The following is a 20,050-nucleotide window of genomic DNA, read 5'->3' as shown; positions in this document are numbered from 1 at the left end:
ATGACTTCATCGCTCCGGTGTCTCACGCCCGCGCAGGCCGGCGCGGCGCTCGGCGTCTCCGCCAAGGCCCTGCGCCTCTACGAGCAGCACGGCCTGCTCACGCCCGACCGGACCCGCACGGGCTGGCGCTGCTACGACGCCGCCACGATGGCGCGGGCGGCGGAGATCGTCGCCTTGCGCCGCCTCGGCCTGAGCCTCGCGCAGGTCGCGCGCGTGCTCGACGGCGAGCCGGCAGACCTCGATGCCGGCCTCGCCGCCCACGAAGCCGACTTACGCGCGACCGTCCGGCAGACGACCGCCGCCCTCGACCGCGTGAGGGCCTTGCGCGCCGACCTCGCCCAGGGGCACGCACCGAGTGCTGCAACGCTGGCGCGGGCCCTGGCCGAGCGGGCACCGCTGGGCGTCGGGTTCGCGCTGCCCTGGCCGTGGGGCGGCGAGTGGTTCGCGCTCCCCGACCTTCCCGCCCTGTCCTTCCTCGCCGGGCCGCTCGGGAGCGGCAAGACCCGGCTCGCGCGGCGACTCGCCGAGGCCCTGCCCGACGCCGCCTTCCTGGGTCTCGACCGTCTGCGCGGTTCCGCCATGGCTGACCGCCTCGCCGGTGATGCGGCCCTGGCGGACAGGGTCGAGCACCGGCTGGCCTGGCTCGCCCAGGACGGTGCGACGCGCTCGGAGGCCCTGGCAATCCTCCTCGTCGCGCTGGAATCCGAAGGCCCCGCCGCCCTCGTGATCGACACGGTGGAGGAGGGCCTGGATGCGGCCACGCAGGTGGCGTTGATGGCGCATCTGCGCCTGCGGGGAACCGACCGGCGCGCGCTCGTGCTGATGACGCGGTCCTCCTCCATCCTCGATCTCGACGCGCTCGAGCCTTCGGACCTCGTCATCCTGTGCCCGGCCAATCACAGCGTGCCGCTCCTCGCGGTGCCGCATCCCGGCGGGCGGGGCTACGAGGCCGTGGCGACCTGCCTCGCTCCGCCAGAAGTCAGGGCCCGCACCGCCGGGATCGTCGCGATGCGCCCGGCCTGGGCCGAGGCGTAGGGCCGTCGCGCCCGGGCCCACTACTCGGCAGGCGCCGCCATGCGCGCCCGCGTCTCCTCGTCCAGCACGGCGCGGACCGCCGCCGTCAGCGGGTGGCGGGCGGTGTGCGTCGCGCCGTAGGCGAGGTTGAAGCCGTAATCGAAGCCCGGCGGGTTGAGGCCCCGGTTGTGCTGGAGGATCGTCTCGAGCTTGTCGAAGGCCTTGGCCAGGATCGCCTCCGGCGACGCGGCGGCCTCGTACTCCTCCCACAGGCGCAGGATCTCGTCCCGCCGCGCCGGGGGCAGTTCTGCCGTGAGGGCGTGGAGGTCGCGCCGCTCCTGGGCGGCCTTGTCCGCCGCCCGGGGATCGGTCGCCGGGATGTCGCCGCCGACCGCCTCGCCGAGGTCGTGGATCAGGCACATCTTGAGGAGCTTCAGCCCGTCGATCCCCTCGATGCCGTCGCCCAGCACCATCGCCATCAGGCAGAGCCGCCAGCTGTGCTCGGCCGTGCTCTCCCGCCGGCCGGACGCCGTGGTGCCGCTGCGCAGGGTGCTCTTGAGCGCCTCGGTCCGCCGCAGGAACGCGAGGGTGCCGGCGAGGTCGTCGGGGGTCACGGGTGGCATCTCCTCGATCGCGTCGGGCGGGGGAGCTGCATCCCGGCCTTGCGCTGCGCCGCACATTGCGGGTGTCGATATCACGACCGACATCTCCGCCGCGAGACGGCGGGGCGGGGGGCGGCGCCCCGGTTCGATCTCGGCGACTGCCTGCATCACGCCGCGGCGAGATACGAGGGTGTGCCGATCCTGGGTGTGCCGATCCTGGCAGCTGCCGGCGCGTTTCGGCGGACCGGTCTCGACACCGTTTTGTAGCAGCACCCGAAAGGATGGGACGTAATTTGTTTCAGCACAATTCAGATCGCTTGGCCGTGGTTCATGGCATCTGACGCAAGGAGGCTGAAGGTACGGCCGAGGAACCCCGGCAAGATCAGCCTTCGGATACCAGGGCGACAGACAGCCCCCTCAAGGCGGAAGCGTGCTGCATCTTCGCACAACGTCCCCCTTGGCGCCCCGCCGCCGCCCCGATTACCCTCCCGCCGGCGCAACCGACCGGAGATCGACGATGGCACCATCGCCCACCCCTGCTGCACCGGTTCTCCGGTTCGGCGACGTCGCCGCCCTGCGGGCGCGGATCGGGGCATGGCGGGCGGCGGGCGAGGCGGTGGCTTTGGTGCCGACCATGGGGGCGCTGCACGAGGGGCACCTGTCGCTGGTGCGGCAGGCGCGGGAGACCTGCCGGCGGGTCGTGGTCAGCATCTTCGTCAACCCGACGCAGTTCGGCCCGAACGAGGATTTCTCCCGCTATCCCCGCGTCCTGGAGGCCGACCTCGCGCTCCTGGCCGAGGTCGGGGCGGATGCCGCCTACCTGCCCGACGTGGCGACGATGTACCCGCCGGGCTTCTCCACCACCGTGACGGTGGCGGGGTTGACCGACGTCCTGTGCGGCCCCCTGCGCCCTGGGCACTTCGCGGGCGTCGCCACCGTGGTGACGAAGCTGCTGCTGCAGAGCCTGCCCGACCGGGCGATGTTCGGCGAGAAGGACTTCCAGCAGCTCCAGGTGATCCGCCGCGCGACCCGGGACCTCGACATCCCGGTGGTGATCGAGGGCGTGCCGACCTTGCGCGAGGCCGACGGTCTCGCGATGTCGTCGCGCAACCGCTACCTCTCGGACGAGGAGCGCCGGGCGGCGCCGGCGATGTATCACGTGCTGCGGCAGGTGGCCGAGAGGGTGCGCGGCGGCGCGCCGACCGGCCCCGCCCTGGACGAGGGCCGGGCCGCCCTCGCGACGGCGGGATTCACGCCCGTCCAGTACCTTTCGGTCAACGATGCCGAGAGCCTGGCGCCGCTCGACCGCGTCGGGAGCCCGGCCCGGGTGCTGGCGGCGGCCTATCTCGGTCGCACGCGCCTCATCGACAACGTCGCGGTCTGAGAAGACCGCGACGCGGCGGAGCCTCGCGAGCATTTTCCGGCGAAGGGGATGCAGGTTCGTCTCAGGAAATGCGGCGGAACCAAAGACCGAGAGCACGGCCCGACTGCCACGCGATCGGGCTGTGCCCGACGCAGCTTTCGCAAAGGCGGCCGCCGGTTCCGCGACAAAAATCCGCGACTCAATAAGAGTCTAAGTGGACGCTGCGTTGGCCTGACCAACGTACATGACACAGCAGGTGCGGAGGCGACGGCCACCGCCCCGCCCCCCGCACCCCCCTGTGTCGTGTACCGTGTGGCCTGCCACGCAAGCCTGCTCAATCCCGCAGGAGCTCGTTGATGCCGGTCTTCGCCCGGGTGCCGGCATCGACGCGCTTGACGATCACGGCGCAGTAGAGCGACGGGCCGGGGGTGCCGTCCGGCAGTGCCTTGCCGGGCTGGGTGCCCGACACCACCACCGAGTAGGGCGGCACGCGGCCATACGTGACCTCGCCGGTGGCCCGGTCGATGATCTTGGTCGAGGCGCCGATATAGACGCCCATCGAGAGCACGCTGCCCTCGCCGACGATCACGCCCTCGGCCACCTCGGCGCGGGCGCCGATGAAGCAATTGTCCTCGATGATGACCGGGTTGGCCTGGAGCGGCTCGAGCACGCCGGCGATGCCGGCGCCGCCGGAGATGTGGCAGTTCTTGCCGACCTGGGCGCAGGAGCCGATCGTGGCCCAGGTGTCGACCATCGTGCCCTCGCCGACATGGGCGCCGAGATTGACGAAGGACGGCATCAGCACCGCGCCCGGCGCGATATGGGCGCCCCGGCGCACCACGGCGCCCGGCACGGCCCGGAAGCCGGCGGCGCGGAAGCGCGCGGCGTCCCAGCCCTCGAACTTCGACGGCACCTTGTCCCACCAGCCGCCGCCGCCGGGACCGCCCTCGATCAGCGCCATGTCGTTGAGGCGGAAGGAGAGCAGCACCGCCTTCTTGAGCCACTGGTTGACGTGCCAGTCCTGGTCGCCGGACTTCTCGGCGACCCGGGCCTCGCCGGAATCGAGCAGCGCCAGGGCGGCCTCGACCGCCTCGCGCACCGGTCCGCGCGTATCGGCGCCGACGCCCGCGCGGTCCTCCCAGGCGGCTTCGATGGTCCGGGCGAGATCGGCATGCGACATGGGAGGCGTCCAGGCAGGGAATGCGTTGCGGCGTCCCCTCTACCAAAGCTCCCGGGTTGCTGTCACGCCAGGGCTTTTAGGGTAGGCCGGGCTTTCAGGTCGGGTCGGCGGCGCGGCTGTCGGCGAAGCGGCGGGTCAGGTCGGCGAGTTCGTCGGCGAGCGCGTCGTGGATCACCGCGGCGGTATCGGGAAACACCTCGAGCACCCGGCGCATCACCGCCTGGGTGACGACCATGACCTCGACCGGCTCGGGGCCGGCCCGCGCGGCGGTCGGCCGCTCCCCCGGAAAGAACAAGGCGTTCTGGCCGATCAGCGCGGAGGGACCGGCCTCGATCGCCGCGCCCCGGGGCGAGCGCGGCTCCAGGATCACCCTGCCGCGCATCACCACGAAGCCGCCCTCGGCCGGGTCGCCGCGGGAGAACAGCACGGCGCCCGGCTCCAGCCGCCGGCGCTCGGCCGCGAACGAGATCAGCCGCAGGGCGTCCCGGCCCATCAATCCGAACAGCGGCGCCGCGGCCAGGATCGCGATGTCGTCGTCGAGCGCCAACGGCCCCGCTCTCCCCTGCCGCGGTCACGCGGTCGTCCGCACCTGCGCGGTCTTCCGCAACCGCGCCGCCCGGCCAAGCTCTAGCCGATCGGAAGTCCCCGCACCATGCGCAGGCGCCATCCCTCTTCGGGCAACCTCCTCCGTTTCAGGCGACCTTGACGCCGGCCGGAGCCTCCGGCCCCGCCACCACGCGGTTGCGGCCCTGGCGCTTGGCCTCGTAGAGCGCCGCGTCGGCGGCCGCGAAGCACTGGCCGCCGGCCTCGCCCGGGACCGCCTCGGCGACGCCGAGGCTCACGGTGACGATGCCGCCCTCGTTGCCGACATGCGGGATCTGCAGCCGCGCCAGCGCTTGCCGGATGTGCTCGGCCCGGGCGGCCGCCGGGCGGGCCGAGGCGCCCGGCAGCAGCACGGCGAATTCCTCGCCGCCGATCCGGCAGGCGGCCTCCTCCGGCTCGCGGACCTGGCGCTGCAGCACCCGGGCCACGGCGCGCAGGACCTCGTCCCCGGCGAGGTGGCCGTAGGTGTCGTTGTAGCGCTTGAACCGGTCGGCATCGAGGAGGACCAGCGCCAGCGGCCTGCGGTCGCGCGCCGCCTGCTCGCGGGCCCGCGCGAAGGCCTCGTCGAAGTGGCGTCGGTTCGGCAGGCCGGTGAGCCCGTCGGTATGGGCGAGGCGGGCGAGGTCGTGGTTGGCGGCGAGGGCCATTTCCTCGGCCCGGGCCCGCCGCTCGAGTTCGCGCTGGAGCACCAGGGTCAGGGCGATCATGCCGCCGCACAGGAGCGCCACCAGGCCGGCGATCGCTTCCGCCTTCGGCCGCCACAGGGCGGCGATCGCCGCCGTCGGCACCACCACCGTGGCGACGAGGGACCGGTCGCCGATCCGGCTGTAGGTGAACAGGCTCTCGATCGCCTCGGTGTGGCCGGTCGCCACGAACTGCCCGGCCCGGCGCTCGAAGTAGCGCCGGAAGTGGGCGGCCTTCGTCAGGCTCCGGCCGATCGCCCCCTCCCTCGCCGGGCTGCGGACGAGGAGTTCGCCGCTCTCGCGGAAGACGGCGATGCGGCTCCTGTCGCCGAGGCTGAGACGGGCGAACAGGGCGTTGAGGTAGTCGATGGCGATCGTGCCGACGACGACGCCCGCGAAGGCGCCGTCCGCGTAGGAGAGCCGGCGGCTGAGCGGGATCACCCGGCGCCCGCCCGGCCCCATCCGGAGCGGCTCGCCGATATAGAGCCCGGCATCCTCCCGCGCCTTGTGGACGAGGAAGAAATCCGCTTCGGGAAAGCGCAGCGGACGGGGCACCGGAGACGCCGAATCGACGAAGGCATGCCCCTGCGGGTCGAGGGCCAGGATCGCCCCGAGGCCGTTCGCGGTGGCGGCCCGATCGAACAGCACGAGCTGGCGCAGGTCCGGCGCGATCCCGTCGACCTCCGGGTTGCGCAGGCCCTCGACCACCCCCTGGAGCGACAGGTCGTAGATCTCGATGTTGCGGTCGACCAAGCGCTCGACCGATTCGAGCAGGTTCTGCGAGACGCGGCCGACCTGGTCCCAGGCGCTGCGGCGCATCTGCATGACCATCATTCCGCAGGCGGCTCCGATCACCAGGGTGACGCCGATGATCGACCCGGCCAGCATGCGCGACACGGCGGAGTGCCGCCGGCGGGATCGGGAATGCATCGACGCTCCGTTGCGCGGTGCCAGCGATCCTCCACCGATAGGACTAGAAGTCTAAGATTGGGTTGCACCCGAGCGAGAGCGAGGTGCCGTATGGCGATATGTCCTCGGGCACGAAGCGCGGCGCGGCGTTTCCGTCTATGGTCCGCCGCCGGCCGGGATTCGGCGCCGGAGGTCAGCCGGCGCGGAAAGGCCGGCGCAGGAGGGACGACGATGCGATCGATGCGAGTTTCGGACAGGGCCGGGACGGGCGGCCCGCGATGATCGCCCCCGCGCTCCGCGAGGAGATCGCCCGCCGCCACGGAACGCCGGCGGTCGTCATCGACCTCGATCGCGTCGCCCGCAACATCGCGCGGCTCCAGGCCGCCTGCGACGCCGCCGGCATCGCCAACCGCCCGCACATCAAGACGCACAAGAGCCCGATCCTCGCCCGGATGCAGATCGAGGCGGGGGCCCGCGGCATCACCTGCCAGAAGCTCGGCGAGGCCGAGGTGATGGCGGCGGCCGGGATCGACGACATCCTGGTGAGCTACAACCTCATCGGCCCGCACGTGGTCGGGCGCCTCGGCCGGCTCCTGCGCGAGAGCGCGGCCCGGATCACGGTCGCGGCCGACAACCCGGTGACGGTGGCGGGCCTGCCCGAGGCGGCGCAGGCCGGCGGGCGCACCCTCGACGTGGTGGTGGAATGCGATACCGGCCGCAAGCGCGCCGGCGTCGAGACACCGGGCGAGGCGGTGGCGCTCGCCCGCGACATCGCGAGCCGGCCGGGCCTCGCCTTCGCGGGCCTTCTTCTCTACCCGCCGCCCGGGGGCGTCGCGGTGGCGCAAGGATTCCTCGACGAGACGCAGGCGGGGCTGGCGGCGCACGGGCTCTCGGCCCGCATCGTCTCCACCGGCGGCACGCCGAACCTGCCGGAGATCGGCCGGGTCCGCGGCACCACCGAGCACCGGGCCGGCACGGTGATCTTCAACGACCGCATGATGATCGAGGCCGGCGTCGCGACCCTCGACGACTGCGCCCTGGCGGTGCTCGCCCGGGTGGTGAGCCGGGCGGGGCCGGAGCGCGGCATCCTGGATGCCGGCTCGAAGACGCTGACCAGCGACACCGGCGGCGGCCTCGACGGGCACGGGCTCCTGCCCGACCATCCGGGCGCCCGCATCGCGGGCTTCGCCGAGGAGCACGGCTTCCTGGATCTCGCCGCCTGCGCCGAGCGGCCCCCGGTCGGCACCCTGGTCGAGGTGGTGCCCAACCACGTCTGCGTCGTCGTCAACATGGTCGACGACTTGGTGGCGGTGCGGGACGGCGCGATCGTCGGCACGATCCCGGTCGCGGCGCGGGGGTTGATCGCGTAGGGCGCGTCCCGGAGACGGGACAGGGCCGGCGGCCTTCTCACCCGCAATGTCATCCTGGGGCTCGCCGAGGGCGAGACCCCGGGCCCGACGATGGAGGGTGGTCGAAACCGGCGAGGGTCTCGATCGTGCCTACGGCAACAGCTTGTACCCGCCTCCCTCCGTCACCAGGATCGACGCCGTCGCCGGGTTCGGCTCGATCTTCTGGCGCAGGCGGTAGATGTGGGTCTCGAGGGTGTGGGTGGTGACCTGGGCGTTGTAGCCCCACACCTCGGCGAGCAGCGTGTCGCGCCCCACCACCTGGCGCCCGGCGCGGTAGAGGAAGCGCAGGATCGCGGTCTCCTTCTCGGTGAGCTTCAGCTTCGAGCCGCGCTCGCCGACGAGCAGCTTGGCGCCCGGCCGGAAGGTGTAGGGGCCGATCTGGAACACCGCGTCCTCGCTCGCCTCGTACTGGCGCAGCTGGGCCCGGATGCGGGCGAGCAGGACGGCGAGCTTGAACGGCTTCGTCACGTAGTCGTTGGCGCCGGCATCGAGCCCCTGCACGGTGTCGGTATCCGAGGCCTGGCCGGTCAGCATGATGACCGGGCCGCGAAAGCCGCCCTGGCGCATCTGCCGGACCGCCTCGCGCCCGTCGAGATCGGGCAGGCCGACATCCATCACCACGAGATCCACCCGTTCGGCGGCGACGCGCTCCATCGCCCCCCGGGCGGTCTCGGCGGTGACGACCTCGAACGCGTCCGACAGGGCGAGCTGCTCGGTCAGGGTGTCGCGCAGGGTCGGATCGTCGTCGACGACGAGCAGGCGGTGGGCGTTCGACATCGAACCGGCACTCTCGAGGAAGGCGGACGGGCGCGAGGCCCGCCGCCGGCCGACGCCACGATCCCGGACGGATCGCAGCCTGGCAGGGTGCGAGGCAGAGTAGCGGAGCGACCCGCCGCGGCAAGGGCCGCGCTCCGTCCTGTCCACGGCGTGAGCCCCGGCCCCTGCCTCAGGCACGGGGCGGCAGCGGGCCCTCCGGGCGGGGCGGGGCGGGGCGCAGGTTGCTGGGCGGGGCGAGCATCGGACGGGCGACCGCCACCGGGCAGGCCTGGAGCCAGAGATAGGCCCGGAGCGCCAGCCAGGCATCCTCCAGGGCGCCGTGGCGAGCGCCGACCCTGGCGATGCCGATGCGCCGGCACACCGCATCGAGGGCCGCCCTCCCCTTCTCGCCCCGGCGACGATAGGCCTCCATGGTGCAGTAGACCTTGCCGGCGACCGGCGGCAGACCGGCCTCCCGCAACTCGCGGTTGACGAAGCCGAGATCGAAGGCGGCGTTGTGGGCGACGACGAGGTCGGCCCCGGCGATCAGCGCGGCGAGCGCGGCGGCGTGCAGCCCGGCCGGATCCTGGTGGCGCAGGAGCCAGTCGTCGTAGCCATGCACCGCCTCGGCCATCGGGTGGCTGGCGCGGCCGGGATCGAAGATCAGGTGGTGGCAGGCGATCTCCGGCCGGCCGGCGGCGAGGGAGGCGGTCGTCAGCACGACGGCGCCGAAGCTCACCACCCGGTCGGTCTCGGCGAGGCCCGTCGTCTCGACGTCGAGGGCGACGAGACGCGGCGGCAGCCAGGCGAGCCAGTCGGGATTCGGTTCGGGCGAGGGGTCCGGCTTGCGCATGAGGGTCGGGCGGCTCGTTGGATCGCTCCCGGCATTCTCGGCCGGTCCGGCCCGCCTGTCACGGTCTCGACGGCGACGGCGACGGCGCCCTACAGAGACGTCCCATGAAGCGCACCACCCTCCCGCATCTGCGGGTCCGCCCGAATCCCCTCGACCGCCGCCGCGGCACGCTGATCGCCGGCCCGGTCCTGGTCCCCTGCGCCCTCGGCAAGGGCGGCCAGACCCGCACCAAGCGCGAAGGCGACGGCGCCTCGCCCCGGGGCACGTTCCGCCTGCGCGGCGGCTTCTACCGGCCGGACCGGCTCGGGACCCGGCCCCCGACCGCCCTCCCCCTGCGCCGCATTCGCCCGGGCGACGGCTGGTGCGACGACCCGCGCGACCGGCGCTACAACCGCCCCATCCCCCTGCCCGCGCCCGGCATCAGCGCCGAGAACCTCTGGCGCGACGACGGGCTCTACGACCTCGTGATCGACCTCGACTACAATCGCGGCCCGATCCGGCGCGGGCATGGCAGCGCGATCTTCCTGCACGTCGCCCGCCCGGGCTTCAAACCCACCGAGGGCTGCGTCGCGCTGCGCCGCCCCGACTTGATCCGGCTCCTGCGCCGCCTCGGCCCCGGCACCCGCCTCACGATCTAAGAATGGTCTTGCTGAGCAAGGTCTTCCCCGTTCCAGCGGGCGGATCGCGAAAAATGTTCTCGATTCGTGATGCTGCAAGGCACAATAACATCTTTCATTTTGGTAACGCTACCACGCTCGCATCCCGCGAAAACATGCGCTAGGGTCCGACTGCCACACAAAAGCCTCATCGGACGCAGGGAGAGACGCATGCTCGACGCCTACACCGCGACCGAGATCGTACGCGCACGACAGATCCACGCCGCGGAGGGCGCCCGCGGCACTCTCTGGGACAGCTCCGCCCGCTACCGGGACGGGCTGCCGAATTCACCCGTTCTGCTGACGGACGAGGACCGGGTCCGCTTCCTGGAGCAGGCGCGGGAGGAGATCCGCTGCCTGCACGCGAACTGACGCGAGATCCAACGACGGCGCGTTACCCTTTCGGCTGGCGTGCCCCGAAGATGGCACTGCCGACCCGCACATGGGTCGCGCCTGCCTGGATCGCCGCCGGATAGTCGGCGCTCATCCCCATCGACAGGATCGGCAGGGCGTGGCGGCGAGCGATCGCCGCCAGCAGGCCGAAATGCGCCGAGGGCGGGTCCTCCGCCGGCGGGATGCACATCAGCCCCGAGACGGTTAGCCCGTGCGTCTCTGCGCATTCGCGTAGGAAGGCGTCGACCGCGCCCGGCGCCACGCCGCCCTTCTGCGGCTCCTCGCCGGTATTGACCTGGACCAGCAGGGCCGGATGCCGGCCGCTGCGCTGGATCTCCTTCGCGAGCGCCGCGGCGAGCGAGGTTCTGTCGAGGGTATGGATCACGTCGAACAGCTCGACGGCCTCGCGGGCCTTGTTCGATTGCAATGGGCCGATCAGGTGAAGTTCGACGCCCTCCGCCTCCGCGCGGAGAGAGGGCCACTTGGCTTTCGCCTCCTGGACGTAGTTCTCGCCGAACAAACGCTGGCCGGCTTCTAGCGCCGGCCGGATGCCCTCCGGCGGAATCGTCTTCGAGACGGCGATCAGCGCGACGCCCGCGGGATCGCGCTCGCTGTCCTCGGCTGCCCGGGCGATGGCGTCGCGCACTTCGGCCAGATTCGACGTGACGGTCTGCGGGTCGATCATGACCGGCGCCTCTCCGCTAGATTGGTTGACCCTCGGGACCAAACCGTGTCCTAGTCCGCCGGCGCCGCGCCGAGCAAGCTCAACCGTTTGCGGCCGTGACGTTTTCCCTTTCATCCCTGCCGCCGGTGCTCACGGCGCCGGCGCCGACCGGTCGCAAAGACGCCGCCCATGGCCGAACGTTACAACGCGAAGGATTCCGAGCCCCACTGGCAGCAGGTGTGGGCCGAGCGGGAGATTTTTCGCACCCGCAACGACGATCCGCGCCCGAAATACTACGTGCTCGAGATGTTCCCCTATCCGTCGGGGCGCATCCACATGGGCCACGTGCGCAACTACGCCATGGGCGATGTGGTGGCCCGCTACAAGCGCGCCAAGGGCTTCAACGTCCTGCATCCGATGGGCTGGGATGCCTTCGGCCTGCCGGCCGAGAACGCCGCGATGCAGAACAAGGTCAACCCGCGGGACTGGACCTACGCCAACATCGCGACGATGCGGGCGCAGCTGCAATCGATGGGCCTGTCGCTGGACTGGAGCCGCGAGATCGCGACCTGCGATCCTGAATACTACAAGCATCAGCAGCGGATGTTCCTGGACTTCCTGAAGGCCGGGCTGGTCTCGCGCCGCACCGCCAAGGTGAACTGGGATCCGGTCGACCACACCGTGCTCGCCAACGAGCAGGTGATCGACGGGCGCGGCTGGCGCTCCGGCGCGCTCGTCGAGCAGCGCGAGCTGACCCAGTGGTTCTTCAAGATCACCGACTTCGCCCAGGACCTCGACGACCGGCTCGACACGCTGGAACGCTGGCCGGAGAAGGTCCGGCTGATGCAGCGCAACTGGATCGGCCGCTCGGAGGGGCTGGAGCTGCGCTTCGCCCTCGAGCGCGCGCCCGAGGGCGCGGCCCGCGAAGTCACGGTCTACACGACGCGTCCCGACACGCTGTTCGGCGCGAAGTTCCTGGCGGTCGCCGCCGACCACCCGCTTGCCGCCGCGGTCGCGACGGACAACCCGGCCCTGCAGGATTTCATCGCCGAGTGCCGGCGCATGGGCACCGCCCAGGCGGCGATCGACACCGCGGAGAAGCTCGGCTTCGACACGGGCTTGACGGTGCGCCATCCTCTCGACCCGTCCTGGACCCTGCCGGTCTACGTCGCGAATTTCGTGCTCATGGAGTACGGCACCGGTGCGGTGTTCGGCTGCCCGGCTCATGACCAGCGCGACCTCGACTTCGCCAACAAGTACGGGCTGGGCAACACGCCGGTCGTCTGCCCGCCGGACCAGGACCCGGCCAGCTTCGTGATCACCGACACCGCCTATGACGGCGACGGCCGGATGATCAATTCGCGCTTCCTCGACGGGATGAGCACCGACGAGGCGTTCAAGGCCGTCGCCGATCGCCTGGAGGCCGAGACCCTCGACGGCAACTCGGTTGGCAAGCGACGGGTCCAGTTCCGCCTGCGCGACTGGGGCGTCTCGCGTCAGCGCTACTGGGGCTGCCCGATCCCGGTGATCCACTGCGACTCGTGCGGCGTCGTGCCAGTGCCGGTCGCCGACCTGCCGGTGCGCCTGCCGGAGGACGTGTCGTTCGACGTCCCCGGCAACCCGCTGGAGCGCGATGCGGCCTGGCGCAACGTGCCGTGCCCGTCCTGCGGTGCGCAGGCCCGGCGTGAGACCGACACGATGGATACCTTCGTCGATTCGTCGTGGTACTTCGCCCGCTTCACCGCGCCGTGGCTGGACGACGCGCCGACCGACAAGGCGGTGGCAGACCACTGGTTGCCGGTCGACCAGTATATCGGCGGCATAGAGCACGCGATCCTGCATCTGCTCTATTCGCGCTTCTTCATGCGGGCGATGCGCCAGACCGGTTGGGCCGGCCTCGACGAACCCTTCGCCGGCCTGTTCACCCAAGGGATGGTGGTCCACGAGACCTATCGCGACGAGGCCGGGGCCTGGGTGCAGCCGGTCGACGTCAAGGTCGTGACCGAGGACGGCGCCCGCAAAGCGTTTCACGTGAAAACCGACGCGCCGATCGCCATCGGGGCGATCGAGAAGATGTCGAAGTCGAAGAAGAACGTGGTCGACCCCGACGACATCATCGCCTCGTACGGCGCCGACACCGCCCGCTGGTTCATGCTGTCCGACTCCCCCCCGGAGCGCGACGTGATCTGGACCGAGGACGGCGTGCAGGGCGCCTCGCGCTTCGTGCAGCGCGTCTGGCGCATGGTGAGCGAGGTCGCCGAGGGCGGGTCAAAGCCGGCGGTCGCCGAAAACGAAGCGGTGCTGAAGGCGGCCCACAAGGCCCTGGCGGCGGTCGGCGAGGATATCGAGCGCCTGCGCTTCAACCGCTGCGTCGCACATGTCTACGAGTTGGCGAACAGCCTGCAGGAGGCGGTCAACGCCGAGCGCGGCCGCGCCCCCTCCCCCGCCCTGCGCGAGGCGACCCAGATCCTGGTGCAGCTCATCGCCCCGATGATGCCGCACCTCGCCGAAACCTGCTGGACGGCGTTGGGTCGGGACGGCCTCGTGGCGGAAGCCGCCTGGCCCGAGGTGAAACGCGCCCTCCTGGTCGAGGACAGCGTGACGTTGCCGGTGCAGATCAACGGCCGCAAGCGCGCCGACGTCACCGTGCAGCGCGACGCCGATCAAGCGGCGGTTGAGGCGGCGGTGCTGTCCCTGGAGGCGGTACAGCGGGCATTGGAAGGCAAGGCTCCCCGCAAGGTGATCGTGGTGCCGCTGCGCATCGTCAACATCGTGGTCTGATCGACGCATCTTTGCCTGCCAGAGAAGGGCCCGGCGATCCGACGATCGCCGGGCCCTTCTCGCTTTCATCCCCGTCTTTCACCGGCTCGAAGCAGCACGGCCCTGCTGTCGCCGCAGAGATTCTTTAGATCGCCCCCCCTATCTTGAAGCCCCGAGGGGCACGGCCGAAAGGCCTCTTCATGCCCCCTTGGCAGGACGTCGGTAGAACGGTAACCGCGTCAGCGGAGCGGTGACGAGGCAAGCGGTGGAGAGGCAAGCGGTGGCAGGACGGACCCTCATGGCAGGCCGCACGGCGAAGACGGCGCGGACCCTCACTCTCGTCGCTACCCTGGCGCTCGGCCTCTCGGCCTGCTTCCGGCCGCTCTACGGGCCGACCGCCTCCGGCGCCCCGCTGAGTGCGGTGCTGGCCTCGATCCAGGTCGAGCCGGCGAAGACCGCCCAGGGCCAGGAGCGCCTCGGCCATTACCTGCGCAGCGAGCTGGTCTTCGATCTCGACGGCTCCGGCACGCCGTCGGAGAAGAAGTACCGCATGACGCTCACGGCGACCGAGTCGGTGCAGACGCCGATCGTCAGCTCGATCACCGGCCGGGCCGAAGCGGCGACGCTGCTCGGCGTTGCCTCCTACAAGGTCCAGACCCTGTCGGGCGACCGCACGATCACCGAGGGCGTGGCCCAGGGTACCGCCACCTACGATCGCTCGTCCCAGCGCTTCGCCAGCCTGCGCGCCGCCCGGGATGCCGAGATCCGGCTGGCCAAGCTCCTCTCCGAGCAGATCAAGACCCGCGTCGCCGCGATCCTGGCGACCCAGCCCTGAGGGCATCATGACCGCCGTGAAGGCCGGCGAGGTCGAGGGGCTGCTGCGCCGCGGCCCCGACCCGCGCATCGCCGTGATCCTGGTCTACGGACCCGATACCGGCCTCGTCGCCGAGCGCGCCCGCCTGCTCGCCGAGAAGGCGGTCGACGACCCCGCCGATCCCTTCGCCCTGGTGAAGCTCGACGGCGACGTGCTGGCGAGCGATCCCGGCCGCCTCGTCGACGAGGCCGGCACGGTCGGGCTGTTCGGCGGTAAGCGCGCCGTCTGGGTGCGCCCGGGCAGCCGTAACTACGCCCCGGCCGTCGAGGCCGCGCTGAAGCAGGAGGGCGGCGATACCCGGATCGTGGTCGAGGCCGGCGACCTCGCCAAATCGGCCCCCCTGCGCGTCGTGTGCGAGCGATCGCCCAAGGCGCTGGCGATTCCCTGCTACCCCGACGATGCCGGGACCCTCGCCGACCTGATCGAGCGGACCTTGCGGGCCGACAGTCTACGCATCACCCGCGAGGCACGCGACCTGCTCGCCGGCAGCCTCGGCGGCGACCGGCGGGCGAGCCTCGGCGAGATCGAGAAGCTGGCCCTCTACGCCCGCGGCCAAGCCGAGATCGGGATCGACGATGTCGAGGCGATCGGCAGCGACGTGTCGGGCTCGATGCTCAACGCCCTGATCGATGCCGCCTTCGCGGGCCGGATCGCCGAGACCGAGCGCAGCTATCGCCGCTTCCAAATCGAGGGCATGGACGCCTCGGTGATGCTGGGCGGCGCCCTGCGCCACGCCCTAACCCTGCTCGCGACCCGCCTCGACGGCGAGGGCAAGAGCCCGAGTGCGATGGTGGCGGGCTGGCGCGGCCTGCATTTCCGCCGCCAGCGGATCGTCGAGACGCAGCTCGCCCGCTGGAGCCCGGCTTCGTTGCGCCGGGCGGTGGCTCTGCTGCAGGAGGCGGTCCTCAATGCCCGCCGCGCCGGCGGCGACTTCTCGCACGCGATCGCCGGTGATCTCTTCCTGCGCCTCGCCAACGAGGCCGCAAGGCGGGGCTGATCCCCCTGCCCTACTCGAGGCCGGGCAAAGCCCGGCCGCATCGTCCTACATCTCCAGGCGCCGGCACAGCCCATCGAGCTGATCGAGGCTGGCATAGCGCAGCCGCACCTCGCCGCCGCCGCCCTTGGCCTCGATCGACACCGCGACGCCGAGCGCATCCTCCAGGCGCCGCTCCAGGGCACGGGTATCCGCATCCTTCTCGACCGGGCTTTTACGCGGCCGGCCGGGACGCGGGCCGGTGCCGGCCTGCTCGCCGGCAGCGAGCGCCTCGACCTCGCGCACCGTCATCCCATCCTCGATCACCCGGCGGGCAATACCGTCCGGGTCCTTGACCGACAGGAGCGCGCGGGCATGCCCGGCGGTGAGGCTGCCGGCAATGACGTGATCCTGCACGCTCGGCGGCAATTGCAGCAGGCGCAAGGTATTGGCAAGATGGCTGCGGCTCTTGCCGATGATCTCGGCGAGCTCGGTCTGGGTGTAGCGGAACTCGCTCATCAGCCGCTCGTAGCCCGCCGCCTCCTCGATGGCGTTGAGATCGGCGCGCTGGACGTTCTCCAGGATGGCATATTCGAGCGAGGTCCGGTCGTCGATCTCGACCGTGACCACCGGCACTTCATGCAGCCCGGCCCGCTGCGCTGCGCGCCAGCGCCGCTCGCCGGCAACGATCTCGAACGCGTCCGGCAGATTCGCCAGCGCCCGCACGACGATCGGCTGAATCACCCCGCGGGTCCGAATCGAAGCCGATAATTCCTCGAGCTCGGTCTCGGCGAAGTGGCGACGCGGGTTGCGTGGGTTCGGCCGCAGGAACTCGATCGGCACCCGTCGCTGGCCGGCCTTCGGCTTCTCCGGAGCGGCAGGGGTCTCCTCGCCGAAATCGCCGATCAGCGCCGCCAGACCTCGCCCGAGGCGCGGCCGCGCTCCCTCCTCCGCCATACCCTTCATCCTCTCGTGACTCCCTGATGCGGCTCAAGCCGCGGCCGGCAGGCGGCCTTCGCGTTGGATGACCTCGGAGGCGAGCCGCAGATAGGCCTGCGACCCAGCGCATTTGAGATCGTAGAGCAACACCGGCTTGCCGTGCGACGGCGCCTCGGAGACGCGCACGTTGCGGGGGATCATGGTCTCGTAGACCTTGTCACCCATGAACTCGCGCACATCGGCCACCACCTGGGCCGACAGGTTGTTGCGCGGATCGAACATCGTCAGCACGACACCCTGAATCGCCAGGCGTGGGTTGAGGGCGCCCTTGACCTGCTCGACCGTGCGCAGCAGCTGGCTCAAGCCTTCGAGCGCGAAGAACTCGCATTGCAGCGGCACCAACACCGCATGCGCAGCGGCGAGTGCGTTGAGGGTGAGCAGGTTGAGCGAAGGCGGGCAGTCGATCAGCACGTAGGTGTAGCGCTGGTCTGCCGGCATCTCGCCGCGGTCGAGGGGTTCGAGCGCCCGACGCAGACGCTGGGCCCGATCGGGCGCGCTCGCCATCGCCATCTCGAGACCGAGGAGGTCCATGGTCGAGGGGATCAACGACAGACGCGGCACCGCGGTGACCTGCACTGCCTCGGCCAGCGGAGACTCGCCGGCGAGCACATCGTAGGTCGAAAGACGGCGCTGGCGCCGGTCGATACCGAGACCGGTCGACGCATTGCCCTGCGGATCGAGATCGATGATCAGCACATGCTCGCCGATCGCCGCCAGGGCGGTGCCGAGGTTGATCGCCGTCGTCGTCTTGCCGACGCCACCCTTCTGGTTGGCGAGCGCGATGATGCGCAGGGGCCGCGGGCTGCCGCTCACCTGCGACTCAGGGGGTTCCGCGATCATGGGAGAAGGCCGCTCGCTGTGGAGACGCGGACGATTCTGGCCTCAGAATCGGTCCGGCTCGGGATCAGATCCGCGGTAAATCTCCACCTTTCCTCCGCATCGGTCAATTCGGTTAAGACATCACGCCCTTTGGGAAAAAGCCCTGTGGCACCATTTTTCAACAGGGGTTGGGTCCAGGCGAGGAGCTGGGAGAGGGGCGCAAGGGCTCGGGCGGTCACGACCTGCGAATCAGTGAAGCGCTCGATCACCGTCTCGATCCGGGCGACGTGGATGCGGGCGGGCGCGCCGGTGAGGCGAGCTGTCTCCTGCAAGAACGCACCCTTGCGGCCGTTGCTCTCCACCAGATCGACCCGGAAGCCCGGTCGCTCGCGGCCAGCGATCGCCAGGATCAGGCCCGGAATGCCGGCACCGCTGCCGAGATCGAGCCAGCGCGTCGCCTCGGGAGCGAGTGCCAGGAGCTGCAGCGAGTCGGCGATATGGCGGCGCCAGACCTCGGCGAGGGTCGAGGGCCCGACGAGGTTCTTGATCGACTGCCAACGGGTGAGCTGCGCCACGTAGAGGTCGAGGGCTGCCGCTGTTTCACGTGAAACGCCGGCGTCGCGCAGAACGGTGTCGCGGCCGGGAGCCTGGGTCGTCATTCGGCGGGAACCTGCGCGGGGGCTTGACGGCGAGCGTGGGCGGCGAGGAGCGTGAGGGCGGCTGGTGTCACTCCTTCAATCCGGGCGGCCTGGCCGAGGGTCAGAGGACGGACCTTGTCGAGCTTCAACCGCAGCTCGTTCGACAGACCGGCGATGCTGCCGTAATCAAGCCGAGCCGGCAGCGTCACCGCCTCGTCGCGCCGGAAGGCAGCGATGTCAGCCTGCTGGCGGTCGAGATAGACCGCGTAGGTCGCATCGGTGCAGAGTCGGTCGGCGAGGGCAGGGGGGACGCCGGCAAGCTGCGGCCATACCGCCGCGAGGCAATCCCAGGTGATCTCCGGGTAAGAGAGCAGCTGGAATGCCGAGCGGCGGATACCGTCGCGGTTGAGGGCGATCCCATGGCGCTGCGCCTCGGTCGGGGTCAGGCTCAACTCATCGAGCATCCGCCGCGCCTGCTGCAAGGCCGCCCGCCGACCGGCATCGTGCGCGGCCCGGAACGCGGAGACGCAGCCGAGGGCAAGACCACGACCGGTCAGGCGCTCGTCGGCATTATCGACCCGCAGACTCAGCCGGTATTCCGAGCGCGACGTGAACATGCGGTACGGCTCGCTGACCCCGTGGGTCACGAGGTCGTCGATCATCACGCCGAGATAGGATTCGGCCCGATCGAAGACCGCGAGATCGGCGCTCCCAGCCGATCGGGCGGCGTTCAGACCGGCGACCAATCCCTGGCCCGCCGCCTCCTCGTAGCCGGTCGTGCCGTTGATCTGACCGGCCAGGAACAGGCCGGCGATGCGGCGGGTCTGCAAGGTCGGGTCGAGCTCACGCGGATCGACGTAATCGTACTCGATCGCATAGCCCGGACGCAGGATCACGGCGCGTTCGCAGCCCGGCAGCAGGCGAACGATTCCGCGCTGGACCTCCTCCGGCAGGGAGGTCGAGATACCGTTCGGATAGACCGTCGGGTCGTCGAGGCCTTCCGGCTCGAGGAAGATCTGGTGGCCGTCTCGGTCTCCGAAGCGGACGACCTTGTCCTCGATCGATGGGCAGTAGCGCGGTCCGCGGCTGGTGATACCGCCGGAATACATCGCCGAGCGATGCAGGTTCGCACGGATCAGGTCATGCGCGGTGTGGGTCGTGCGGGTGACGCCGCATTCGACCTGGGGCGTGGTGATGCGCTCGGTCAGGGTCGAGAACGGCACCGGCTCGTCATCGGCTGCCTGCTTGTCGATGCCATGCCAGTCGATGGTGCGACCGTCGAGGCGCGGGGGCGTCCCGGTCTTCAGGCGACCGAGGCCGAATCCGTACCGGTCGAGGGTTGCAGACAGGCCGAGCGCCGGACCTTCGCCCATTCGACCGGCCGGGATCGTCACCTCGCCGATATGGATCAGCCCGCGCAGGAACGTACCGGTGGTAAGGACGACGGCGCGACAGGGGAGGGCGCGCCCATCGGCCAGGACGGCGCCGCCGATCCGGCCGTCGAGAACCGTGAGGTCCGCGACCTCACCCTCGACGATCGTCAGGTTCGCGGTCTCGGCCAGGGCCGCCTGCATCGCGCGGGCATAGAGCTTGCGGTCGGCCTGTGTGCGCGGCCCACGGACCGCGGGACCCTTGCGGCGATTGAGCAGGCGGAACTGGATTCCGGCGCGGTCGGCGACCCGGCCCATCAACCCGTCGAGGGCATCGACCTCGCGCACGAGATGGCCCTTGCCCAGACCACCGATGGCCGGGTTGCACGACATCGCCCCGAGCGTATCGCGGCGATGAGTGACGAGGGCGGTGCGGGCCCCGTAACGGGCGGCAGCCGCGGCCGCCTCGGCGCCCGCATGCCCGCCGCCCACGACGATCACGTCGAAGGAGGATGTCTGGGAGTGCATGAGG

The 20,050-nt window shown here is 71.0% G+C and carries 19 protein-coding genes; 8 read left to right on the top strand and 11 right to left on the bottom strand.

Features of this window, described 5'->3' with window-relative positions; genetic code table 11:
* The gene (locus tag G4G93_RS17765) at window positions 1-1,035 is read left to right on the top strand and encodes a MerR family transcriptional regulator (RefSeq protein ID WP_165085941.1); all 1,035 of its coding nucleotides are present in this window, start codon (window positions 1-3) and stop codon (window positions 1,033-1,035) included.
* 20 nt (window positions 1,036-1,055) lie between these two features.
* Here G4G93_RS17765 and G4G93_RS17760 read toward each other — a convergent pair whose 3' ends face one another.
* Window positions 1,056-1,637 carry an HD domain-containing protein gene (locus G4G93_RS17760; RefSeq protein ID WP_165085939.1) on the bottom strand — a complete coding sequence of 194 codons (582 nt, stop codon included), beginning with the start codon at window positions 1,635-1,637 and terminating at the stop codon, window positions 1,056-1,058.
* Between the two features lie 496 nt (window positions 1,638-2,133).
* Between G4G93_RS17760 and panC the strand changes: the two genes are divergently transcribed.
* Window positions 2,134-3,000 carry a pantoate--beta-alanine ligase gene (panC, locus tag G4G93_RS17755; protein WP_165085937.1) on the top strand — a complete coding sequence of 289 codons (867 nt, stop codon included), beginning with the start codon at window positions 2,134-2,136 and terminating at the stop codon, window positions 2,998-3,000.
* Window positions 3,001-3,313: 313 nt separating this feature from the next.
* On the opposite strand, the gene dapD is transcribed toward panC, so the two are convergent.
* The 3 genes from dapD to G4G93_RS17740 all read right to left on the bottom strand — a co-directional run bounded on the left by dapD (window position 3,314) and on the right by G4G93_RS17740 (window position 6,375).
* Window positions 3,314-4,159 (bottom strand): 2,3,4,5-tetrahydropyridine-2,6-dicarboxylate N-succinyltransferase, encoded by an 846-nt coding sequence (gene dapD / locus G4G93_RS17750; protein WP_165085936.1) that lies wholly within the window; start codon window positions 4,157-4,159, stop codon window positions 3,314-3,316.
* A 94-nt stretch (window positions 4,160-4,253) separates the two neighbouring features.
* Entirely contained in the window at window positions 4,254-4,706 is a 453-nt protein-coding gene (locus tag G4G93_RS17745; protein WP_165085935.1) for a Crp/Fnr family transcriptional regulator, read from the bottom strand.
* 145 nt (window positions 4,707-4,851) lie between these two features.
* Window positions 4,852-6,375 (bottom strand): sensor domain-containing diguanylate cyclase, encoded by a 1,524-nt coding sequence (locus G4G93_RS17740; RefSeq protein ID WP_165085933.1) that lies wholly within the window; start codon window positions 6,373-6,375, stop codon window positions 4,852-4,854.
* Between the two features lie 260 nt (window positions 6,376-6,635).
* On the opposite strand from G4G93_RS17740, the gene G4G93_RS17735 reads away from it, so the two are divergent.
* Window positions 6,636-7,724, top strand: a complete 1,089-nt coding sequence (locus G4G93_RS17735) for an alanine racemase (RefSeq protein WP_395413777.1) — start codon at window positions 6,636-6,638, stop codon at window positions 7,722-7,724.
* A gap of 129 nt (window positions 7,725-7,853) precedes the next feature.
* On the opposite strand, the gene G4G93_RS17730 is transcribed toward G4G93_RS17735, so the two are convergent.
* Together G4G93_RS17730 and G4G93_RS17725 are read right to left on the bottom strand one after the other, a co-directional pair.
* Complete coding sequence (locus tag G4G93_RS17730; protein ID WP_165085929.1) at window positions 7,854-8,540, bottom strand: response regulator transcription factor; 687 nt, start codon at window positions 8,538-8,540, stop codon at window positions 7,854-7,856.
* A gap of 169 nt (window positions 8,541-8,709) precedes the next feature.
* Complete coding sequence (locus G4G93_RS17725; RefSeq protein WP_165085928.1) at window positions 8,710-9,372, bottom strand: 3'-5' exonuclease; 663 nt, start codon at window positions 9,370-9,372, stop codon at window positions 8,710-8,712.
* A 104-nt stretch (window positions 9,373-9,476) separates the two neighbouring features.
* Here G4G93_RS17725 and G4G93_RS17720 point away from each other — a divergent pair, with 104 nt between their 5' ends.
* Together G4G93_RS17720 and G4G93_RS17715 are read left to right on the top strand one after the other, a co-directional pair.
* On the top strand, window positions 9,477-10,010 hold the full coding sequence (locus G4G93_RS17720) for a L,D-transpeptidase (protein WP_165085926.1): 534 nt from the start codon (window positions 9,477-9,479) through the stop codon (window positions 10,008-10,010).
* Window positions 10,011-10,199: 189 nt separating this feature from the next.
* Window positions 10,200-10,400, top strand: coding sequence for a hypothetical protein (locus G4G93_RS17715; protein ID WP_048434578.1), 201 nt, complete (start codon window positions 10,200-10,202; stop codon window positions 10,398-10,400).
* A 22-nt stretch (window positions 10,401-10,422) separates the two neighbouring features.
* Here G4G93_RS17715 and G4G93_RS17710 read toward each other — a convergent pair whose 3' ends face one another.
* Window positions 10,423-11,106: a YggS family pyridoxal phosphate-dependent enzyme gene (locus G4G93_RS17710; protein WP_165085924.1), complete on the bottom strand. Its 684-nt coding sequence runs from the start codon at window positions 11,104-11,106 to the stop codon at window positions 10,423-10,425.
* Window positions 11,107-11,274: 168 nt separating this feature from the next.
* Between G4G93_RS17710 and leuS the strand changes: the two genes are divergently transcribed.
* From leuS to holA, 3 genes are all read left to right on the top strand, one after another.
* A complete protein-coding gene (gene leuS, locus G4G93_RS17705; protein ID WP_165085922.1) occupies window positions 11,275-13,866 on the top strand; it encodes a leucine--tRNA ligase in 2,592 nt (863 codons plus the stop codon).
* Window positions 13,867-14,143: 277 nt separating this feature from the next.
* The gene (locus tag G4G93_RS17700; RefSeq protein WP_165085920.1) at window positions 14,144-14,680 is read left to right on the top strand and encodes an LPS assembly lipoprotein LptE; all 537 of its coding nucleotides are present in this window, start codon (window positions 14,144-14,146) and stop codon (window positions 14,678-14,680) included.
* Between the two features lie 7 nt (window positions 14,681-14,687).
* On the top strand, window positions 14,688-15,716 hold the full coding sequence (holA, locus tag G4G93_RS17695; RefSeq protein WP_165085919.1) for a DNA polymerase III subunit delta: 1,029 nt from the start codon (window positions 14,688-14,690) through the stop codon (window positions 15,714-15,716).
* A gap of 45 nt (window positions 15,717-15,761) precedes the next feature.
* Here the strand turns inward: holA and G4G93_RS17690 are convergent, their stop codons facing one another.
* Genes G4G93_RS17690 through mnmG form a run of 4 tightly spaced genes read right to left on the bottom strand, consistent with a single transcriptional unit; the run spans window position 15,762 to window position 20,046 of the window.
* Entirely contained in the window at window positions 15,762-16,649 is an 888-nt protein-coding gene (locus tag G4G93_RS17690; RefSeq protein WP_165085917.1) for a ParB/RepB/Spo0J family partition protein, read from the bottom strand.
* Between the two features lie 33 nt (window positions 16,650-16,682).
* Complete coding sequence (locus G4G93_RS17685) at window positions 16,683-17,531, bottom strand: ParA family protein (RefSeq protein WP_165085915.1); 849 nt, start codon at window positions 17,529-17,531, stop codon at window positions 16,683-16,685.
* Entirely contained in the window at window positions 17,528-18,169 is a 642-nt protein-coding gene (gene rsmG / locus G4G93_RS17680) for a 16S rRNA (guanine(527)-N(7))-methyltransferase RsmG (protein ID WP_165085914.1), read from the bottom strand. The genes G4G93_RS17685 and rsmG overlap by 4 nt, the downstream gene beginning before the upstream one ends.
* On the bottom strand, window positions 18,166-20,046 hold the full coding sequence (gene mnmG, locus G4G93_RS17675) for a tRNA uridine-5-carboxymethylaminomethyl(34) synthesis enzyme MnmG (RefSeq protein ID WP_165085912.1): 1,881 nt from the start codon (window positions 20,044-20,046) through the stop codon (window positions 18,166-18,168). The genes rsmG and mnmG overlap by 4 nt, the downstream gene beginning before the upstream one ends.
* Window positions 20,047-20,050: the final 4 nt, after the last annotated feature.

This window comes from Methylobacterium sp. DB0501, from assembly GCF_011043735.1.
In the GTDB taxonomy this organism is placed as follows: domain Bacteria; phylum Pseudomonadota; class Alphaproteobacteria; order Rhizobiales; family Beijerinckiaceae; genus Methylobacterium; species Methylobacterium alsaeris.
Note: the sequence above shows the minus strand (reverse complement) of the source record. Positions and strands in the feature narration are given on the sequence as shown.